This is a genomic window from Microbacterium sp. SORGH_AS_0428, assembly GCF_031453615.1.
Lineage (GTDB): Bacteria > Actinomycetota > Actinomycetes > Actinomycetales > Microbacteriaceae > Microbacterium.
On the sequence record NZ_JAVIZT010000001.1, the window covers coordinates 1,019,036 to 1,036,798 of the forward strand.

Genomic DNA, 17,763 nt, shown 5'->3' on the forward strand with positions numbered 1-17,763 from the left:
CGCGCCGCAATCGGTGATCTCGATAGGGCGTTCAGCTCACACGACGCTTGAGTTTGCGGCGCTCGCGCTCGCTGAGCCCGCCCCAGATCCCGAAACGCTCGTCGTTGCGCAGCGCGTACTCCAGGCATTCGTCGCGGACGTCGCAGGTCGTGCAGATGCGCTTCGCATCGCGGGTGGAGCCGCCCTTCTCGGGGAAGAACGCCTCCGGATCGGTCTGTGCGCACAGCGCATCCGTCTGCCACGACAGCGGATTGTCGTCCTCCACCGGGGCTTCGCGACGGACACCGGGGACGCCGAGGAAGACCGGATCGACGTGCCAGTTGTCGGGAACGCCTGAGCGGTACGGTGCGCTCGCCATGTGCTCTCCCCACGATCTCGAAACCACGCCCCGCGGTGGGCGGGTGCCTAAATTACACAGGTGTGATTCGAGGAAAGCAAGTCGCGGATCGTAAACCCTCAACCCACGCTTTAATCTTCACGACGCGCCGACGGCGTGTCGATGGAGCGGATTCGTTACGACGCGGCCGTTCAGCGTCCGGGCATCGCGAGGAACAGCTCTCCCGCACCGGTGATCTCGAGGTGCTGCTCGTCGGGCGTGGCGAACGCCGCGGCGCCGGGTGCGAGCTGCACCCGCGCATCCGCTGCCGACACGATCGGCGCGCCGGCGGTCGCCACGGCGATGGCGGGCCCGCGAAGGCGCACACGACGCACCTCGCCCTCTTCCACCGTCACCCGCAGCAGCTCGAAGTCGGGGATCCCGGGAGCGAACACGTCGACGCCCGGCTCCCCCACGATCGCGGGCAGCCTCGGCGCTTCTCCGGGCGTCGTGTCGAGGATGCGCAACAGCTCGTCCACGTCGATGTGCTTGGGAGTGAGGCCCCCGCGCAGCACGTTGTCGCTGGCGGCCATGATCTCGACGCCGAGGCCGGAGAGGTAGGCGTGCAGCACACCGGCCGGCACGAAGATCGCCTCGCCTCGCGCCAGCACCACGTGGTTCATGAGCAGCGCCACCACCACACCGGGATCGGACGGGTAGGCGTCCGCGATACGGGCCAGCGCGACGAAGTGGTCGGTGGGCGTCGTCGCAGCAGCCTCTCGCACGGCGTCGATCACCCCGTCGACGGCACTCTGCGCCTGACCGGAGAGCAGCCAGCCGAGGACGTCGCGCAGCGTGGCGGCCTCGTCGTGGCCGTCGAGCGCCCGGGCGAGAGCCGTCACGCCTTCGTTCGGAGGAAGAACGGCCAGGATCTCCCGCGTCGCGGCCAGGGGCCGCAGTCCGGCGAGCGCCTCGAAACGGTTGCTGACGGCGACGATCACCTCGGGCTTGTGGTTGTCGTCCTTGTAGGTGCGGTGCGCCGCGTCCCGGGGGACGCCGGCCGACTCCTCCCGCGCGAAGCCGTCGACGGCCTGGGCTCGCGAGGGGTGCACCTGGATCGACAGCGGCGAGCCGGCGGCGAGCAGCTTGAGCAGATACGGCAGTCGTGCCGCCGGGCCCGCATCCGCGTCCTGCGCATCGAGCCAGGCGTCCAGGGTCATCCCGAGGGACGGGAGCAGGGCGGGCGATCCGGGATGGTCACCGAACCACACCTCCGCTTCAGGGGCGCCGGAGGGCTCACGACCCTGTAGGTCGGCGATGAGATGGGAGGAGCCCCACGAGTAGTCACGGGGGACGTTGGTCAGCTCGGCCAGCACACCCCTAGCCTAGAAGGGTCCCGGGATAATCTGGGGGCATCATGGCCGTCCGAACCCAACATCCGGCAGGTCCCGCGCCGGCACCGCCGCTGCGCGAGCGCACCGGGCACCTGCTGCTGCGCGCGTGGTGTGTCTTCGTCGTCTTCCAGGCGATCGCGGGCACCGCGTGGACGCTGGCCTTCGGGGTCGCCGTCTCGACCGTGATCGTGGTCGCCTCCGCGATCGTCTCCCTCGTCGTGTGGCTCCTGGTCCGACCGCCCGTCGACACACGCCGGCTGCCGTGGTTCGTCCTCGCGTACGGCATCTGGGCGACCGCCTCGCTGATCTGGTCGGCGTGGCCTGCGACCACCGGCACCACGCTCGCGCTGTGGCTGATCACCACGGGCCAGGGCCTGTTCGTGGCGGCGATGCTCACCTGGCGCGAGATCGTCGCCGCCGTCTCGGCTGCGCTGAAGTGGTCGCTGGGTCTGTCGCTCGCCTTCGAGCTCGTCGTGTCGCTGTTCGTGCGGCGTCCCGTCCTGCCCGGCTGGGTGCTTCCGGAACGGGGCGTGAAGTACGACCCGATCGTCTACTGGTCCCGCAACAACCTCTTCGATCTCGACGGGCGCATCCAGGGCATCCAGGGCAACGCCAACCTCCTCGCGGTCGTCGCGCTTGTCGGACTGATCGTCTTCTGCATCCGGTGGGCGGCGCACGCCGAGCGGCGGGGCTCCGCGATCGTCTGGATCTCGATCGCGGCGCTGCTGTTCGTCCACGCCGGCTCCGCGACCGCCTACCTCTCGGCAGCGGCCGTCGTCGTCGTGCTCGTGACGGTGCTGCTCATGCGAACGGTCACGAAACCGGGCGGACGCACGGTGTACTACGCGGCCTACGCCGGCGTGGCTCTCGCCGGCGCGGCGGTCCTCTTCTTCGCGCGCGACACGCTCTTCGCGACTCTCGGCCGGTCGGCGGATCTGACGGGACGGGAGGGCATCTGGGAGCAGGTGCTGGCGAGAGCCGTCGAGCACCCCGTGATCGGTTGGGGTTTCGCCTCGCCGTGGCTGCCCTGGGACAGCCACTTCGACGGCTGGATCGTCGACCACGGCGAGACTGTCATGCAGGCGCACAACATGTGGATCGACGTCTTCCTGCAACTCGGCGTGATCGGTGTGCTCCTGATGGCGGGCGTCTACGCGACCTTCATCTGGCGCGCCTGGTTCTTCGCGATCGACCGCCCCCGATGGGATCTGCGCGATGACCGCCCGTACTCGCCGCTGACGCTGCTGCCCACGCTCGTCGCCACCGTTCTGCTCGTGCAGGGCCTCGCCGAGTCCGGCCCGCTGGTGGTGTGGGGCTGGATGCTCGTCGTGCTGCTCGGGCTCAAGGTGCGCCAGTCGCCGCTGCTGGGAGTCGGTCCGGCGGAGACGTCGTGGCGCATCGAGCGCGGCGACCCCGTGTCGGATCAGGGATGATCGCCGCCTCCGCCTCCGGTGTGGGCGAACTGCTGCGCTCGCCCCGGATGGCGCGCGCGTTCACCCTCGTCGTGTTCGGCACGACCTTCGGCGCCTTCGCGATCGAACGCCTCATGGGCCGGGTGACCTACGTGACGATGGTCGCGGGACTGTGCGCCCTCGCCGTCGCCATGCTCGTGGCGCGCCGCGGGGAGCTGTCGCCGCTGCGACTGGCATCCGCAACGCTCGCGCTCTTTCTCGGGTGGACGTTGGTGAGCGTCTTCTGGTCGACCGATCAGCCGAAGTCGCTCATCGGCTGGGTGGCACTGGCGGCACTGTCGCTGCTGGGCGTCACGATCGCCCACGTGCGCGACACCCTGCAGACCGCTCGCGCGCTCGGAGATGTCATGCGGTGGCTGCTCGCGGTCTCCCTGGGCGTCGAGATCCTCTTCGGCATCCTCATCGACATGCCGTTCCCGCTGTTGGGGGTGCAGGGTCTCATCGCAGAACTGGGACCCGTGCAGGGGATCTTCGGCACACGCAACGCGCTCGGCTTCGTGGCACTGCTCGCACTGATCACCTTCCTGGTCGAGTGGCGTACCCAGTCCGTGCGCCCCGGGCTCGCCGTCTTCTCGGTGCTGCTGGCGGGCGGGATGGCCGTCCTGAGCGACTCACCGACCGTGATCGTGATCGCCCTCATCGTGGGCCTGGCGACTCTGACGCTCATGGTGGTGCGCCACACCCGAGCCGAGTCGAGGCCCATGCTGCAGGCGACGCTCGCCGGGATCGTGGTGGTCGCCCTGGCGGTCGCCTACGCGGCCCGCGGCCCGATCATCGCCATGCTCGGCGCCGGCAGCGACTTCTCGACCCGCGCCGATCTGTGGAACACGATCCTGGACTACGTCCGCTACCACCCCGTGCAGGGATGGGGTTGGTACGGCACGTGGTCCACGACCGAGTTCCCGTTCCTCTCCATCAACGTGAACCTCGGCGCGCGCCACGCATCCGCGCTCAACGCGTATTTCGACATCCTCCTGCAGGTCGGATGGTTCGGCCTGCTGCTGTTCGCGGGGTTCTGCGCCATCGCGCTCGTGCGGTCATGGCTCGAGGCCAGCAACCGGCGCGCCGTGGTCTACACCTGGACGCCCCTCATCCTCACCGCGCTGCTCGTCGATTCGGTGTTCGAGAGCTTCACGCTGTTCGGATACGGATGGCTGCTTCTGGTGGTGTGCGCCAGCCGGGCCGGGCAGTCGCGCTCGTGGCGGGACCGCCTCGACGGCGGCGATCACCTCGCGCCCGTCCTGCCGGAGGCGCCCGCGCGCTGAGCGTCCAGTCCGTTCCGAGACGCTCGGGGTAGTATCGGGTCGCTATGGCCGCCGCATCCGAGAGTCCCGACGTGCCCTCCCACACCCCGTTTGATCCCGCATCCGCCACGATCGTGGTCGTCACCTACAACCGCTCAGCTCTGCTGACGCGGTTGCTCACCAGCGTCGCGGCGATGGATCCGGCTCCCGGCCACCTCGTGGTGATCGACAACGCCTCGACCGACGACACCACCGAAGTCGTCGAGCGGTTCCGCCCGCGCCTGAACACGCAGGTCGTCTATCGCCGCCTGGAGACGAACACCGGCGGCTCCGGCGGGTTCAGCGAGGGGATGCGCACCGCCTACGAGCTCGGGTCCGCGTGGATCTGGCTCATGGACGACGACGTCGAGGTGCTTCCCGACGGTCTGGCGCGGATGGGGAAGTGGGCCCCGCGCTTCAAGAGCATCCAGGGCCGGCGCTACGACTACGACGGCAGCGAGTTCTACTGGCAGTACCGGGTCGCCGACCGCATGGGCATCCCGATCCCGTTCGCCCCCGCCGGCTTCGACGCCTCCGGGTTCAAGGAGATGAACTCCGGCTGTTTCGAGGGGATGTTCATCCACCGCGACGTCGTCTCGCGGATCGGGCTGCCCGATCCGCGGTTCTTCATCTACTGGGACGACCAGCTCTACGGCTGGCTGGCCTCCCGCGTCACGACCTCGGTCATCGTCGACGAGTTCGTGCTGCGCCGAACGCGCGAGATCAAGCAGTGGGACATGGGCATCCGCCACATGAACGCCTCGAGCGACGCGTACCGCTACTACATCATGCGCAACCGCGCCTACATCAAGCGTTACTACCGTGAACTCGGCGTGTACAACCCGTTCCTCTTCGGACTCGGCACGGCGATGACCTTCGCCAAGGAGCTCATCCGGCTGGTCGTCGTCGAACGCAAGGTGCGCGGCACGAGCAACCTGTTCCGCGGCCTCCGCGACGGCCGTAAGATCGCGCGCGACCGGTCGTGGAAGCCGATGCCGCCGCTCACGCAGCAGCCTCAGCCCGCGGCGTAGTCGGCGTTGTAGCGCTCGAGGACCTCGCCGATCGGTGCGTCCATCTTCAGCGCGCCCTTGTCGAGGTACAGTCCGCGCGCGCAGAACCGGCGCAGGTCCTTCTCGTTGTGGCTGACGAAGAACAGCGTCCGCCCCTCGGCGAGCAGCTCGTCGATGCGGCGATAGCACTTCTCCCGGAAAGCCTTGTCGCCCACGGCGAGCACCTCGTCGACGAGCAGGATCGGCTCCTCCAGCTGGGAGACCACGGCGAAGGCGAGCCGCACCTTCATCCCGTTCGACAGATGCTTGTACGGCGTGTCGACGAAATCGTGGAGCTCGGCGAAGTCGATGATCGAGTCGAAGCGCCGCGAGATCTCGGCGCGACTCATGCCGTGCAACCCGGAGGTCAGGCGGACGTTCTCACGCACCGTGAGATCACCCACGAAGCCGCCGGTGATCTCGATGAGCGGCGCCACGCCGCCGAGGACGCGAACGGACCCCTCGTCGGGCAGGAGGACGCCGGCGACGAGCTTGAGCAGCGTGGACTTGCCCTGCCCGTTGCGTCCCACGACGCCGATCGACTCTCCCGGCGAGACGGTGAACGTGACGTTGCGCAGCGGCCAGAACTCGCCCGGACGGGCGCGCCGGGATGCTCCGCCGAACAGGTCCTTGAGGCTGCGCCGCCCCCGTCGGTTGCGCCGGAACCGGACGCCGAGCTCCTGCACATCGATCGCGAGGTCCGCGGCCATCACAGCTCCTTCAGCACGGGTCGCTCGAGGCGTCGGAAGACCAGCACGCCCAGCGCGAGGATGACCAGACTCACGACCGCTCCGGTCACCACCGAGAGGGTGTCCCACTGGTCCGGGAAGAACCCCGCACGGTACAGCGTGAAGATGCCCGCGAGGGGGTTGAACGCTGCGACCTCGCGGAAGCCCGCGGGCAGGTCCGAGACGCCGTAGATGATCGGCGAGGCGTAGAAGAGCGCCCGCAGGATGAGCCGGGTCGTGCGCTCCAGGTCCCCCCAGAGCACGCACAGCGGCGCGACGATGAGTCCCAGCCCGACCAGCAGCGCGACCTGCAGCAACGCCGCCACGGGGAACAGGAGCAGACCCCAGCCGGCCGTCGCTCCGGCGAACACGGCGAAGAGCACGAGCACGGGAATCGAGCACAGGAACTCGACGCCCTTGCTCAGCACGATGCGGTTGATCCAGATCGACCGCGGGATGGCGGTGGACCTCACGAGTCGGGCGTCCTTGTTGAACGCGCGGGTGAAGTCGGTGACCGCGGCGTTGAACCAGACCCAGGGCAACAGCGCGGTGATGAGGAAGACGATGTAGGGCTTCTCGCCCACATCCCGCCCGAACACCTGCGTGAAGACGAACCAGTAGATGGCGCTCATCACGAGCGGATCGAGCACGGACCAGAGATACCCCAGTGCGCTGGTCGCGTATCGCACCTTCAGGTCGCGGGCCGACAGAAGCCACAGCGAGTGGAGGTAGCGCCGCCGGGATCCGGGGGCACCGACGGCGGCTGAGCTCACCAGGAGAGTCTAGAGCCGGACGGTGCGCCACCCTCGCAGGCGTGCTCGGGCCGCTGCAGCCTCACGAGAGCGGCCCGCACTGCCCGATGCGGTAGAGCACCGAGTCGCCGTCTGTGGCCACGGGCTCGAACAGCCCCTCCTCCACGGCACGGTGAACGGCGGCGAAGTGATTGCCGGAGGGATCGCCGCCGCCGAACTCGTGCGGGTGGTAGAGCACGTAGCGCACCCGCAACGCGTCGAGCGCCTGGCAGACCGCGGGGTCGTCATCGATGCGCTCCAGCTGCCACGCCAGCACGAGGCGTTCGGGATCCCACTGCCCGTTCACGTGGGGGAAGACCGGCTCACGCCCCGCGTAGAGCTGAGAGAGCGCCGATCCGTCCCACGGATCGCCGAGCAGACGCTGGTCCGCGGGCACGGTCTGCGCCACCGCGGTGCGCATGAAGTCGATCTGGGCCTGGGAGACCACTGCGGTCCGAGCGTGCGCGTCCGGCAGCCGGAAGATCGCGGCGACGGAGCGTGAGACGCCGCCCCACGCCATGGCGATCGCGCTCGTCGCCACCACCGCCGTGACCAAGGCGACGGCGATCGGCAGGCGACGCGCCGTGGACCGGCGGGCGAGACGTCGCGAGGTCCACAGGATCGCCAGCGTCGCGAAAGCGACGCCGAGCACGGGAAGTGCGGAGCTGAGCCGGTAGCGATCCTTGTACCAGAGGGCGGTGGCGAGCTTGGCGAACACGTCGTCGGCGCCCGCGGCCAGCGCGAACAGCACCGCGAGAAGCGCATAGGCGGCGACCGCCCATCGCATCCCGCGCCTGCGTGACGCCAGCACGAGACCCAGCGCGACCGCCGCCGCCAGCAGCACTGCGGGGAACACGATCTGTCCCCCGACGCCCGTCGGCCAGGATTGCAGGGCGACCTGCACCAGGCCGTCGAGGACGGACTGGGTGGCCATGGCCTGGGGTCCGCCGAGCCTGTCCTCGAGAGGACGTCCGAACAGGTCCAAGCGGAGGACGAGGTACGCGAATCCCGCGATCGCGCCCAGCACCGTCGTGACCGCCACCGCCGACGCCCAGCGCCCCGCCACCCGGCGGGAGGGCCCGCCGGCCCGCCGCGCGCGGACGTACGCGGCCGCGGCGCGACTGATCGCGAACGGCGCGAGGATCACCGCCCACGTGACGAGGACGCGCGGCTGGGAGAACCCGACCGCGGCGACCGCGACCACGGTGATGCCTGCGGCGGGCCAGAGCGCGAGGTACGTCGCGTTCAGACGGGTGCGGCCGCGGGGGACGAGCGCGGCCAGCGGAGCCGCGATCGCGACCGGGAGCAGCGCGGTCGCGAGATAGCTCGGATACAGCGTGCCCCAGGTCAGCAGGCCGTACGGCATGGCGGCGAACGCGGCACCCAGCGGCAGGGCCACGAGTGCGACGCGACCGGAGGCGAAACCGGACACCAGCACCTGTGCGAGCCACGCGACCCCGGGCAGCCAGACCACAGCCGCCACCGCGATCCACGCCGCGTTGGCGGCGATCGGGATGCCGGCGCCGGACACCTGCACGGTGGCCGCGACGAGCGCGTGCCACGCCGCGGGGTAGAACGCGAAGGTCTTGTCGGTCTCGATGAGGGTCCGCAGCGTCAACGACGAAGCATCGCCGTCGGCCAGGATGCGGGCGGTCGCGGAGAGGTGGAACACGTTGTCGTAGGTCTGGCTGATGCGCTCGGGCGACGGGACCAGGGCGAAGGCGACGACGGCGATCACCGCCGCGGCGCACAGCCACGCGAGCACGAGCGACCAGCGCGGAACGCCCTCGCGCGCCGGCGTCGCACGAGGGGTGCGACGCCGATAGACCGCCGCGCACAGCGCGAGGACGATCCCGATCACGAGAGGCTGCCATGCCGCGAAGGGCACGCCCAGCAACGAGAAGACGATCCCGGCGCCCGCGATGCTCGCAACGCCCGCCGACGCCGCGACGGCGGCACGGCCCACGAGACCCAGTCGGAGGGGGGCGCTCGCGATCAGGCCCGGCACGAGGATCACGAGTGCGGCCGCCGCGATGACCGGGACGGCCGAGAGCCAGCTCACCGCTGATCGCCCCCGTCGAACACGCGTCGCCACGATGCGTCCGAGGTCATGCGCCGAGCGGCGCTGCGGTACGTGCGCGCCAGGCGCGGCCACCGCAGCAGGAGCGTCAGATGAAGCCGGAGGCTGCGACGCAGCGCCCGGCGGGTCTCGCTCCGGCTGCGGCGGAACCAGTTCGTTGCCGATCCGTCGGCCGTGTCGACGAGGGCGGAGTCGATCCTCCGAAAAGCGGGCCACTGGGCCGCGGCGGCGCTCAGGTGCGCCTGCGGCTTCTTCCGGCTCTCCGAGGTCGCGCGCACCATCAGGTGGCGCAGGAGGGTGGCGGCCAGCGCGACCGCTCCGCCGCGAGACGCCGGGCCGTCGTCGGCTTCGGAGCCCTCCGGATCGACGACCGTCGCGTCGGGGTAGGCGGAGCGCAGCTCCCGCACCTCGGACAGCCGCGTGTCCAGTCGCGGCACGAGCGCATCGGGCCCGTCGAGGATGTCCTCCACGGCGAGGGCACGCAGACGCACGGCGCTGTACTGGAGCGACAGCAGCGGCTTGACATCGCCGAGGAACGAATGGGCGACGATGCGCACGGGACGTCGTCTCGGCGCATGCAGGAGCTCGCCGATCAGGCGGTTCCGGTGCAGGAAGTACGCCTCCCAGCTGCGCGTGGGCGCCTTGCCTCCCCAGCCCAGGTGCCACACGGCGATGCCGGGGATGCTGAGGGTCGGCACCCCCGCCTCGGCGGCGCGGCGACCGAACTCGACATCGTCGCCCTTGACGAACAGCGGCCAGGAGAGTCCGTGCGAGCGCAACAGGCTGACGGGGATGAGGCACATCCACCACCCGTTGAAGTCCGCCCGCTGCAGCGCGTGGAAGGAGGGCGAGCGGCGGAACGGCGAGCGGGAGAAGTCGTGGTCGTAGGCATCGGTGCGCGTCAGGTCGACCCAGCCGATCGAGGCGTTCCAGTGCTCGGCCTGCGTGTAGAGCACTCCGGGGTCGTCGAGATGGATCATGCCCCCGCCCACGATCACCGGGTCCCTCGCGGCGTCGGCGAAACGGACCGCGCGCAGCAGCGACTCCGGCTCCGAGATCGCATCGTCGTCGAGCAGGATCACGTAGTCGTCCTCGCCCGCCGCGAGAGTCTCGGACATCACTCGCGAGAAGCCGCCGGAGCCGCCGATGTTGCGCTGGCGCAGCATCGTGAGCCGATCACCGAGACGTTCGGCGACCGCGGCGAACCCCGGGCGCTCGGCGACGAGATCCTCTCCCTGGTCGACCACCACGATGCGACGCACCGCGCCGGCGATGTCGGGCTCGTCAGCGAGCTGACGCAGCTGCGCCAGGCAGTCGTCGGCCCGATTGAAGGTCGTCATGCCGACCGTGGCCGTCCCCGTGCGCCCCCCGCCCGCGATCTCCCACTGCGCAGCCTGCAGCCGGAGTCCGCCCTCACCGGCCTCGAGATCCAGCCACAGCGCTCCCCCGTCGCTGAAGCCCTCCAGCGGGATGTCGATCTGCGCGTCCTGCGAGCCGAGCTCCACCGTCGCCACGGGGACGGCCAGGGCCGCCGCGTCCGACCGCCAGATCCGGGCGATGCCCGTGCCCTCGGTTCGGATGCTCAGCCGCACCTCGTCCGCATCCGTGTCCCGCTGCCAGTAGGCGGCGGGGAACGCGTTGAAGTAGGAGCCGAGCGAGACGGTCGTCCCGGCGTCGAGGTCGAGCGTGCGCCGCCCGATGATCCGCGCTCCCGACGGCAACCCTCCGTCGATGTACAGCGCCCGGGTGTCCGGACGGTCATCGACCGGGAAGACGACACGGGCGACCGTGCGGTAGGTGAGCTCGCGTGTCACGTCAGGCGAGGGTGTTGTTCCACATGCTCAGCGCGGAGCCGATCGCCATGTGCATGTCGAGGTACTGATAGGTTCCCAGCCGCCCGCCGAAGTGCACGTCGGGCTCGCCCGCCTGCAGTTCGCGGTAGGCCAGCAGTCCGGCACGGTCGGCCGCGGTGTTCACCGGGTAGTACGGCTCGTCGGAGCGCTCGGCGAAGCGCGAGTACTCGCGCACGACGACCGTGCGGTCACGGGGATAACGATCTGCCCGCTCGGGGTGGAAGTGCTTGAACTCGTGGATGCGGGTGTACGGCACGTCCGCGTCCGCGTAGTTCATGACGCTCGTTCCCTGGAAGTCGCCGATCTCCAGCACCTCCTGCTCGAAATCGAGCGTCCGCCAGGACAGCGCTCCGGCCGTGTAGTCGAAGTACCGGTCGACCGGGCCGGTGTACACGATGGGAAGCTGCCCCACCGTCGCGCGCTTGCTGAACGGCTGGTCGTCGTCGAAGAAGTCGGCCTCCAGCCGCACCTCGATGCCCGGGTGATCGGCCATCCGCTCCAGCCACGCCGTGTACCCGTCGACGGGCAGCCCTTCCCAGGTGTCGTTGAAGTACCGGTTGTCGTACGTGTAGCGCACCGGCAGCCGGGAGATGACCGCGGCGGGAAGGTCGCGCGGGTCGGTCTGCCACTGCTTCGCGGTGTAGTCGCGGATGAACGCCTCGTAGAGCGGCCGTCCGATCAGACCGATGGCCCGCTCCTCGAGGTTCTGCGCGTCCTTGGGGTCGAACTCGCCCGCGAGCTCCTGGACGAGCCGACGCGCCTCGTCGGGCGTGTACGCCGCCTGGAAGAACTGGTTGATCGTGCCGAGGTTGATCGGCAGCGGGTAGACCACGCCCTTGTGCGTCGTGTAGACGCGATGCACGTAGGAGGTGAAGGCGGTGAAGCGGTTCACGTACTCCCACACGCCCGGGTTGGAGGTGTGGAACAGGTGTGCGCCGTACTTGTGGACCTCGATGCCCGTCGAGGGCTCGTCCTCCGTGTAGGCGTTGCCCCCGATGTGCGCACGACGATCGATGACGGTCACCTTGCGACCGGCAGCCGCCGCCCGCTCGGCGATCGTGAGCCCGAAGAAGCCGGATCCGACGACGAGAAGATCGGTCATGTCATGGTTCCTTTCCCGCGGGCGCTCGTCAGCGCCGTGTCGCGGAGGGTTCCCCACCGACCGGCCGGTCCTCCGGGGCTCCCAGGTTTCATCTGGCAGGATTGCTCGTTGTGAAAGGCATCATTCTGGCTGGCGGCTCTGGGACTCGCCTGCATCCGATCACCCTTGGCGTCTCGAAGCAGCTTATCCCGGTGTACGACAAACCGATGGTGTACTACCCGCTGTCGACGCTGATGCTCGCGGGCATCGAGGAGATCCTCGTCATCACCACCCCGCACGACGCCCCGGCGTTCGAGCGGCTGTTCGGCGACGGCTCCCAGTTCGGCATCTCCATCACGTTCGCGCAGCAGCCGTCCCCGGACGGGCTGGCGCAGGCGTTCACGATCGGTGCGGACTTCATCGGCGACGACACGGTGGCGCTGGTGCTCGGCGACAACCTGCTCTACGGCCCCGGTCTCGGCACGCGCCTGAAGCGATTCAGCGACATCAAGGGCGGCGCCGTCTTCGCGTACTGGGTCGCCGAGCCGTCCGCTTACGGCGTGGTGGAGTTCGACCGCGACGGCACGGCGATCTCGCTCGAGGAGAAGCCCACCGAGCCGCGCAGCAACTACGCGGTGCCCGGCCTCTACTTCTACGACAACGAGGTGGTCGAGATCGCCCGCGGACTTCGTCCGAGTGCGCGCGGCGAGTACGAGATCACCGACATCAACAAGGTGTACCTCGAGCGCGGCGACCTGCAGGTCGAGGTGCTGCCGCGCGGCACGGCGTGGCTCGACACGGGCACGTTCGACCAGATGACCGACGCCGCCGACTACGTGCGCACCATGGAGCGCCGTACCGGCATGCGCATCGGCGTGCCGGAGGAGGTCGCGTGGCGTCAGGGGCTGCTCACCGACGCCCAGCTGCGCGAGCGCGCCCTCACCCTGACCAAGTCCGGATACGGCACCTATCTGCTCGATCTCCTGGAACGGGGTTACTGACATGCGGCTTCTCGTCACCGGCGGAGCCGGCTTCATCGGGTCGAACTTCGTGCACCACGTGGTCGCCCACACGGACCACGACGTGGTCGTGCTCGACAAGCTGACCTATGCGGGCAACCGCGACTCGCTGGCCGGACTGCCCGCGGACCGGGTGGAGTTCGTCGAGGGAGACATCGCCGATGCTGCGCTCGTGGACGGGTTGTTCGCCCGCACGGATGCCGTCGTCCACTACGCAGCGGAATCGCACAACGACAACTCGCTGCACGACCCGCGTCCGTTCCTGGACACGAACATCATCGGCACCTACACGCTCCTCGAGGCGGCACGTCGCCACGACCGTCGCTTCCACCACATCTCCACCGACGAGGTGTACGGCGACCTCGAGCTCGACGACCCGGAGCGCTTCACCGAGCAGACGCCGTACAACCCGTCGTCGCCGTATTCGTCCACCAAGGCGGGCAGCGACCTCCTGGTGCGTGCGTGGGTCCGCTCGTTCGGGGTGCGCGCGACCCTCTCGAACTGCTCGAACAACTACGGCCCCTTCCAGCACGTCGAGAAGTTCATCCCCCGCCAGATCACGAACGTGATCCGCGGCATCCGGCCGAAGCTCTACGGCGCGGGCGAGAACGTGCGCGACTGGATCCACGCCGACGACCACTCCTCCGCCGTTCTCACGATCCTCGAGAAGGGCGTGATCGGCGAGACGTATCTGATCGGCGCCGACGGCGAGAAGAACAACAAGGACGTCGTCGAGCTGATCCTCGAACTCATGGGCGAGCCGTCCGACGCATACGACCATGTCACGGACCGCGCGGGTCACGACCTGCGCTACGCCATCGACTCGACGAAGTTGCGCACAGAGCTCGGCTGGGAGCCGGCCTATCGCGATTTCCGCAGCGGACTTTCCGCCACGATCGAGTGGTACCGCGCAAACGAAGCATGGTGGGCGCCCAGCAAGGATTCCACCGAGGCGTTCTACGCCGGCAAGGGGCAGTGAGCGGTGTGACCGCCGAATCGGACGACCGCGCCGGTCGTCCGGCCTCCTGGCGGACGCGCGTGCTGCAGACCGTCCGATGGGTCGTGATCGCGGCGGTGGTCGTCGTGGCGGTGTGGTACTTCGCGACCATGTGGGACACCGTCGCACCGGAGCTTGCCAAGATGCACCCGGCCGCCCTCGCCGGGTCGTTCGTCGTGCTGCTGGCCGGGCTGATGCTCACCGTGCTGTCCTGGACGACCCTGCTCAACGGGCTGGGCCATCCCGTGCCCTTCATCCGCGGGGCGCAGATCATGCTGGTCGGACAGCTGGGCAAGTACGTGCCGGGATCGGCTTGGGCGTACCTGCTGCAGATGGAGATCGGACGGCAGTACGGCATCGCCCGGGCGCGCGTGCTGGTGGCGTCGCTGTACGCCGCCGGCGTCGGAGTCGTCGCATCGCTCGTGCTTGCCGTCGCGGCGCTGCCTCAGCTGAACGAGGGCCTGCCCCAGGTGGTCTGGATCATCGCCCTGCTCCCGGTGGGTCTGGCATGCCTGCTCCCGCAGGTGATGACCTTTCTCGCGAACCTGGTCCTGAAGCTCTTCCGCCGCACCCCCCTCGGCCAGCGGGTGAAGCTGCGCACCACACTCGGCGCGCTGGGGTGGAGCATCGGCTCCTACGTCCTGTACGGGGTGCACCTCTGGCTCCTGACCGGCGGCGAGGCGGCGGTCACCGACATCCTGCTGTGCGCGGCGGCCATCGGAATGGGCTTCACGGTCAGCCTGTTCGCCTTCCTGCTGCCCTCGGGAGTCGGCGTGCGCGAGGCCGTGCTCATCGGCTGCCTCGGCCTCGTGCTGAGTGCGGGCCAGGCATCGGCGATCGCGCTGGTCTCGCGCGGCATGTTCACGGCGGGAGACCTCATCACGGCGGGCGCGGCGGCCCTGACGGCGCTCGTGCTGCGCCGACGGCTCCATCGCGCGGACGTGGTGCGGGCCGAGTACAGCGACGTCGCGAACTCTTGAGCTCAGCGTCGCGCGATACCCTCGAGAGTCATCCAAAGCGTTAGGCAGTTCTTCCCGTGCACTCCCCCCACGTCCCCGCATCCGCACTCGTCATCATCCCCACCTACAACGAGATCGAGAACCTCGAATCCATCGTGCGGCGCGTCCTGGATGCGGCCCCGGCCGTACACGTGCTGATCGTCGATGACGGCAGCCCCGACGGGACCGGGGAGCTGGCCGACCGTCTCTCGAGCGCCGACGAGCGGATCGCGGTCATCCACCGCACCGAGAAGAACGGTCTGGGAGCGGCCTACCTCGCCGGTTTCGCCCACGGTCGCGCGGCGGGTTACCCCTTGCTCGTCGAGCTGGACGCCGACGGCTCCCACCCGCCGGAGCGCCTTCCGGCGCTGCTCTCGGCGGTCACCGACGACCCGACCGGCCGCGTAGCCGGCGCGATCGGATCGCGGTGGGTGCGCGGCGGCTCGGTCGTGAACTGGCCGTGGCTGCGCCAGGTGATCAGCAGGGGCGGCAGCTGGTACGCCCGCACGATGCTCGGTCTGCCCGTGCGAGATGTGACCGCCGGCTACCGCGTGTACCGCTCCGACGTCCTGGAGCAGATCGATGTGGACTCCGTGGAATCGCGGGGATACTGCTTCCAGATCGATCTCACGCGCCGCGTGCACGGCGCGGGCTACGAGCTCGTCGAGGTGCCCATCGAGTTCCGGGAACGCGAGGCCGGCCAGTCGAAGATGAGCTCCTCGATCGTCGCCGAGGCGATGCTCCGCGTCACGCGATGGGGCATCGACCGGATTCTGCGCCGCCCCTGATCACCGCGAGTGCGCCAGCACGTCCTCGCAGGAGAGGTCGATGGAGCGGTCCGGCGCGACCGGCAGGGTGACCGTTGCGGGAGCGGCGGGATCCGCGCACACCACCGCCGCGGCCCTCGCGGCGGGCGACCAGCGATCGACCCAGTCACGAATGGACATCGTCATCGTGCTGCCGTTCATGAGCGCCCCGATCGTCACGGCGCACACGATCCAGGCACCCCAGTTCGCCGCCCTCGCCCGCGGCCACCTCTCGCGCATGACCGCGGCAGCGATGGGCAGCACGGCGACGAGCATGAGCCCCGACGCGACGCCGTAGCGGATGTTCACCACGAGTGTGCCAATGTTCTGGAGTCCCTCCTCGGCGTACATGAACCAGACCGAGCTGTTCGCCCACGCACTGCCGGTGTAGATCGCGGCAGACCCGAGGAGCAGGGCCACGGTGATGATCCGCTGCGATCCGTTCCCGCGAACGAGCACGAAGACGGCGGCGATCACGATGGGCACGAGGATCAGGACGGCCACGAGGAGCCCGGATTGGAGCACCCACGCGCGGATCGTGTCCGGATCCGCGGTGACCAGCGGCATGACGCTGTTGATCATCCATCCCATGACGGTCGAGGGGATGCTCAGGGGACCGTTGCTGGTTGCGCGCTCGACGGTCACCGCCGTCGCGACCTGAAGCGCGCTCCCGGCCAGGAAGGCGCCGAAGACCGGCCAGGACTTCTTCGAGCGGAGCCGGAACAGGATGAGGGGGAGGAAGAACACCGCCTGGATCTCGGTCGCGACCACGAGCCATGCCACGATCGCCCACAGCACGGAGCTCGTCCAGGTGCGCGGCCGGTACAGGAGGATCCACGGCGCGAGCCACATCGCGTAGGTGTGGATGTCGGCGAGGTTGCCGATCGTCTCCTGGGTGGCCAGCGGGATGAAGGCGGTCGCCAGGGCGAGCGTCACCCGGGCGGGCGCCCACGGCACGATCTCCCGCGACAGCCAGTACACCGCTCCCGCGGTGAGTCCGGTGAGCACCGAGCAGATGGCGAAGACGAGCACCGCGTAGTACGGCAGGTCCAGCACGGGCACAAGCAGCGCGAGCACGAGTCGCGGCACGAAGTGCTGATAGCCCGCATAGCCCTCGAACAGCACGGACCAGCCGCCCTGGTCCAGGGCCTGCGCGAGGAAGATGTTCGCGTCCTCGGCCCACACGCGGTCGCGATGGTCGCCGGGCACCCGCATCCACGTGACCGCCGCGGTCAGTACGACGATGCCGGCGAGGACCAGGTGGTCGACCCACCAGGCTCCGCCGCCGCGGCGCAGGAGACCGCGCGGGGCGCCCGCTGCCGTGTCGCTGGTCATCGCAGCTCCGACAGCGGCGGGTGCGCCCGGTCCTTGTCGGAGAGCTCGGCCTCGGCGAGAGGGATCGGCCACGCGATGGCGAGCTCCTCGTCGGCGAGGTTCACGAACGTGTAGGACTCCTGGGCCTTCGGGCTCCAGTGGTCGTTCACGAGGTAGGTGTACGCCGTGTTGGGCTCGAGGGTCTGGTAGGAGTTGCCCACGCCGCGGGGTACGAAGATGGCGGTCGAGGGATCGATCTCGGCCGTGAAGACGCGTCCGAAGCTCTCGCCCGGACGCAGATCCACCCACGCGCCGAACACGCTGCCGAAGGCCGTCGAGATGAACTTGTCCCAGGGCTCGGCGTGGATGCCGCGAGTGGTGCCGACGGCGTCGTTGAAGGAGATGTTGTTCTGCACCGGGCCGAAGTCCGGCAGCCCGACGGCGGTCATCTTCTCCTGCTGCCAGTTCTCCTTGAACCAGCCGCGGTTGTCCCCGTGCACGGGAAGATCGATCAACAGCATCCCGGGAATCGGTGTCTCACGGGCTGCCAGCGTCTTGCCATAGGTCACAGTCACCACGTCA

At 69.3% G+C, this 17,763-nt stretch carries 15 protein-coding genes and 1 pseudogene; 7 read left to right on the plus strand and 9 right to left on the minus strand.

Features of this window, described 5'->3' with window-relative positions; all coding sequences use genetic code 11:
• Nucleotides 1–31: 31 nt before the first annotated feature.
• Together QE374_RS04965 and manA are read right to left on the minus strand one after the other, a co-directional pair.
• A complete protein-coding gene (locus QE374_RS04965) occupies nucleotides 32–358 on the minus strand; it encodes a WhiB family transcriptional regulator (protein ID WP_243227016.1) in 327 nt (108 codons plus the stop codon).
• A 170-nt stretch (nucleotides 359–528) separates the two neighbouring features.
• Complete coding sequence (gene manA, locus QE374_RS04970; protein WP_309732683.1) at nucleotides 529–1,692, minus strand: mannose-6-phosphate isomerase, class I; 1,164 nt, start codon at nucleotides 1,690–1,692, stop codon at nucleotides 529–531.
• A gap of 41 nt (nucleotides 1,693–1,733) precedes the next feature.
• Between manA and QE374_RS04975 the strand changes: the two genes are divergently transcribed.
• The 3 genes from QE374_RS04975 to QE374_RS04985 are packed head-to-tail and all read left to right on the plus strand — an operon-like array spanning nucleotide 1,734 to nucleotide 5,496.
• On the plus strand, nucleotides 1,734–3,143 hold the full coding sequence (locus tag QE374_RS04975) for an O-antigen ligase family protein (RefSeq protein ID WP_309732685.1): 1,410 nt from the start codon (nucleotides 1,734–1,736) through the stop codon (nucleotides 3,141–3,143).
• On the plus strand, nucleotides 3,140–4,447 hold the full coding sequence (locus QE374_RS04980) for an O-antigen ligase family protein (RefSeq protein ID WP_309732687.1): 1,308 nt from the start codon (nucleotides 3,140–3,142) through the stop codon (nucleotides 4,445–4,447). Before QE374_RS04975 ends, QE374_RS04980 begins: the two co-directional genes overlap by 4 nt.
• Before the next feature lie 44 nt (nucleotides 4,448–4,491).
• Nucleotides 4,492–5,496, plus strand: a complete 1,005-nt coding sequence (locus QE374_RS04985; RefSeq protein ID WP_309732689.1) for a glycosyltransferase family 2 protein — start codon at nucleotides 4,492–4,494, stop codon at nucleotides 5,494–5,496.
• On the opposite strand, the gene QE374_RS04990 is transcribed toward QE374_RS04985, so the two are convergent.
• The 5 genes from QE374_RS04990 to glf all read right to left on the minus strand — a co-directional run bounded on the left by QE374_RS04990 (nucleotide 5,481) and on the right by glf (nucleotide 12,068).
• Nucleotides 5,481–6,224, minus strand: a complete 744-nt coding sequence (locus QE374_RS04990; RefSeq protein WP_309732690.1) for an ABC transporter ATP-binding protein — start codon at nucleotides 6,222–6,224, stop codon at nucleotides 5,481–5,483. The two genes, QE374_RS04985 and QE374_RS04990, sit on opposite strands and share 16 nt — an antisense overlap.
• Complete coding sequence (locus tag QE374_RS04995; RefSeq protein WP_309732691.1) at nucleotides 6,224–7,015, minus strand: ABC transporter permease; 792 nt, start codon at nucleotides 7,013–7,015, stop codon at nucleotides 6,224–6,226. Before QE374_RS04995 ends, QE374_RS04990 begins: the two co-directional genes overlap by 1 nt.
• 61 nt (nucleotides 7,016–7,076) lie before the next feature.
• Entirely contained in the window at nucleotides 7,077–9,095 is a 2,019-nt protein-coding gene (locus tag QE374_RS05000; RefSeq protein ID WP_309732693.1) for a DUF6541 family protein, read from the minus strand.
• Entirely contained in the window at nucleotides 9,092–10,927 is a 1,836-nt protein-coding gene (locus QE374_RS05005; RefSeq protein ID WP_309732695.1) for a glycosyltransferase, read from the minus strand. Before QE374_RS05005 ends, QE374_RS05000 begins: the two co-directional genes overlap by 4 nt.
• 1 nt (nucleotide 10,928) lies before the next feature.
• The gene (gene glf, locus QE374_RS05010; RefSeq protein WP_309732697.1) at nucleotides 10,929–12,068 is read right to left on the minus strand and encodes a UDP-galactopyranose mutase; all 1,140 of its coding nucleotides are present in this window, start codon (nucleotides 12,066–12,068) and stop codon (nucleotides 10,929–10,931) included.
• A gap of 110 nt (nucleotides 12,069–12,178) precedes the next feature.
• Here glf and rfbA point away from each other — a divergent pair, with 110 nt between their 5' ends.
• Genes rfbA through QE374_RS05030 form a run of 4 tightly spaced genes read left to right on the plus strand, consistent with a single transcriptional unit; the run spans nucleotide 12,179 to nucleotide 15,849 of the window.
• Nucleotides 12,179–13,048, plus strand: coding sequence for a glucose-1-phosphate thymidylyltransferase RfbA (gene rfbA / locus QE374_RS05015; RefSeq protein ID WP_309732698.1), 870 nt, complete (start codon nucleotides 12,179–12,181; stop codon nucleotides 13,046–13,048).
• A gap of 1 nt (nucleotide 13,049) precedes the next feature.
• Nucleotides 13,050–14,045 (plus strand): dTDP-glucose 4,6-dehydratase, encoded by a 996-nt coding sequence (gene rfbB / locus QE374_RS05020; RefSeq protein WP_309732700.1) that lies wholly within the window; start codon nucleotides 13,050–13,052, stop codon nucleotides 14,043–14,045.
• 5 nt (nucleotides 14,046–14,050) lie between these two features.
• Nucleotides 14,051–15,043 (plus strand): lysylphosphatidylglycerol synthase domain-containing protein, encoded by a 993-nt coding sequence (locus tag QE374_RS05025; RefSeq protein WP_309732702.1) that lies wholly within the window; start codon nucleotides 14,051–14,053, stop codon nucleotides 15,041–15,043.
• A 56-nt stretch (nucleotides 15,044–15,099) separates the two neighbouring features.
• Complete coding sequence (locus QE374_RS05030; RefSeq protein WP_309732704.1) at nucleotides 15,100–15,849, plus strand: polyprenol monophosphomannose synthase; 750 nt, start codon at nucleotides 15,100–15,102, stop codon at nucleotides 15,847–15,849.
• Here QE374_RS05030 and QE374_RS05035 read toward each other — a convergent pair whose 3' ends face one another.
• A complete protein-coding gene (locus tag QE374_RS05035) occupies nucleotides 15,850–17,202 on the minus strand; it encodes a hypothetical protein (protein WP_309732706.1) in 1,353 nt (450 codons plus the stop codon). It abuts the gene before it with no gap.
• A 2-nt stretch (nucleotides 17,203–17,204) separates the two neighbouring features.
• Nucleotides 17,205–17,756, minus strand: a pseudogene (locus tag QE374_RS05040) (dTDP-4-dehydrorhamnose 3,5-epimerase family protein); the annotation flags it as partial.
• Nucleotides 17,757–17,763 lie beyond the last annotated feature (7 nt).

Excerpts from the sequence above, each read along its gene's own strand:
- QE374_RS04965 (WP_243227016.1), bottom strand. The coding sequence starts at position 358 with ATGGCGAGCGCACCGTACCGCTCAGGCGTTCCCGACAACTGGCACGTC.
- QE374_RS04975 (WP_309732685.1), top strand. The coding sequence starts at position 1,734 with ATGGCCGTCCGAACCCAACATCCGGCAGGTCCCGCGCCGGCACCGCCG.
- QE374_RS04980 (WP_309732687.1), top strand. The coding sequence starts at position 3,140 with ATGATCGCCGCCTCCGCCTCCGGTGTGGGCGAACTGCTGCGCTCGCCC.
- QE374_RS04985 (WP_309732689.1), top strand. The coding sequence starts at position 4,492 with ATGGCCGCCGCATCCGAGAGTCCCGACGTGCCCTCCCACACCCCGTTT.
- QE374_RS04990 (WP_309732690.1), bottom strand. The coding sequence starts at position 6,224 with ATGGCCGCGGACCTCGCGATCGATGTGCAGGAGCTCGGCGTCCGGTTC.
- glf (WP_309732697.1), bottom strand. The coding sequence starts at position 12,068 with ATGACCGATCTTCTCGTCGTCGGATCCGGCTTCTTCGGGCTCACGATC.
- rfbB (WP_309732700.1), top strand. The coding sequence starts at position 13,050 with ATGCGGCTTCTCGTCACCGGCGGAGCCGGCTTCATCGGGTCGAACTTC.
- QE374_RS05035 (WP_309732706.1), bottom strand. The coding sequence starts at position 17,202 with ATGACCAGCGACACGGCAGCGGGCGCCCCGCGCGGTCTCCTGCGCCGC.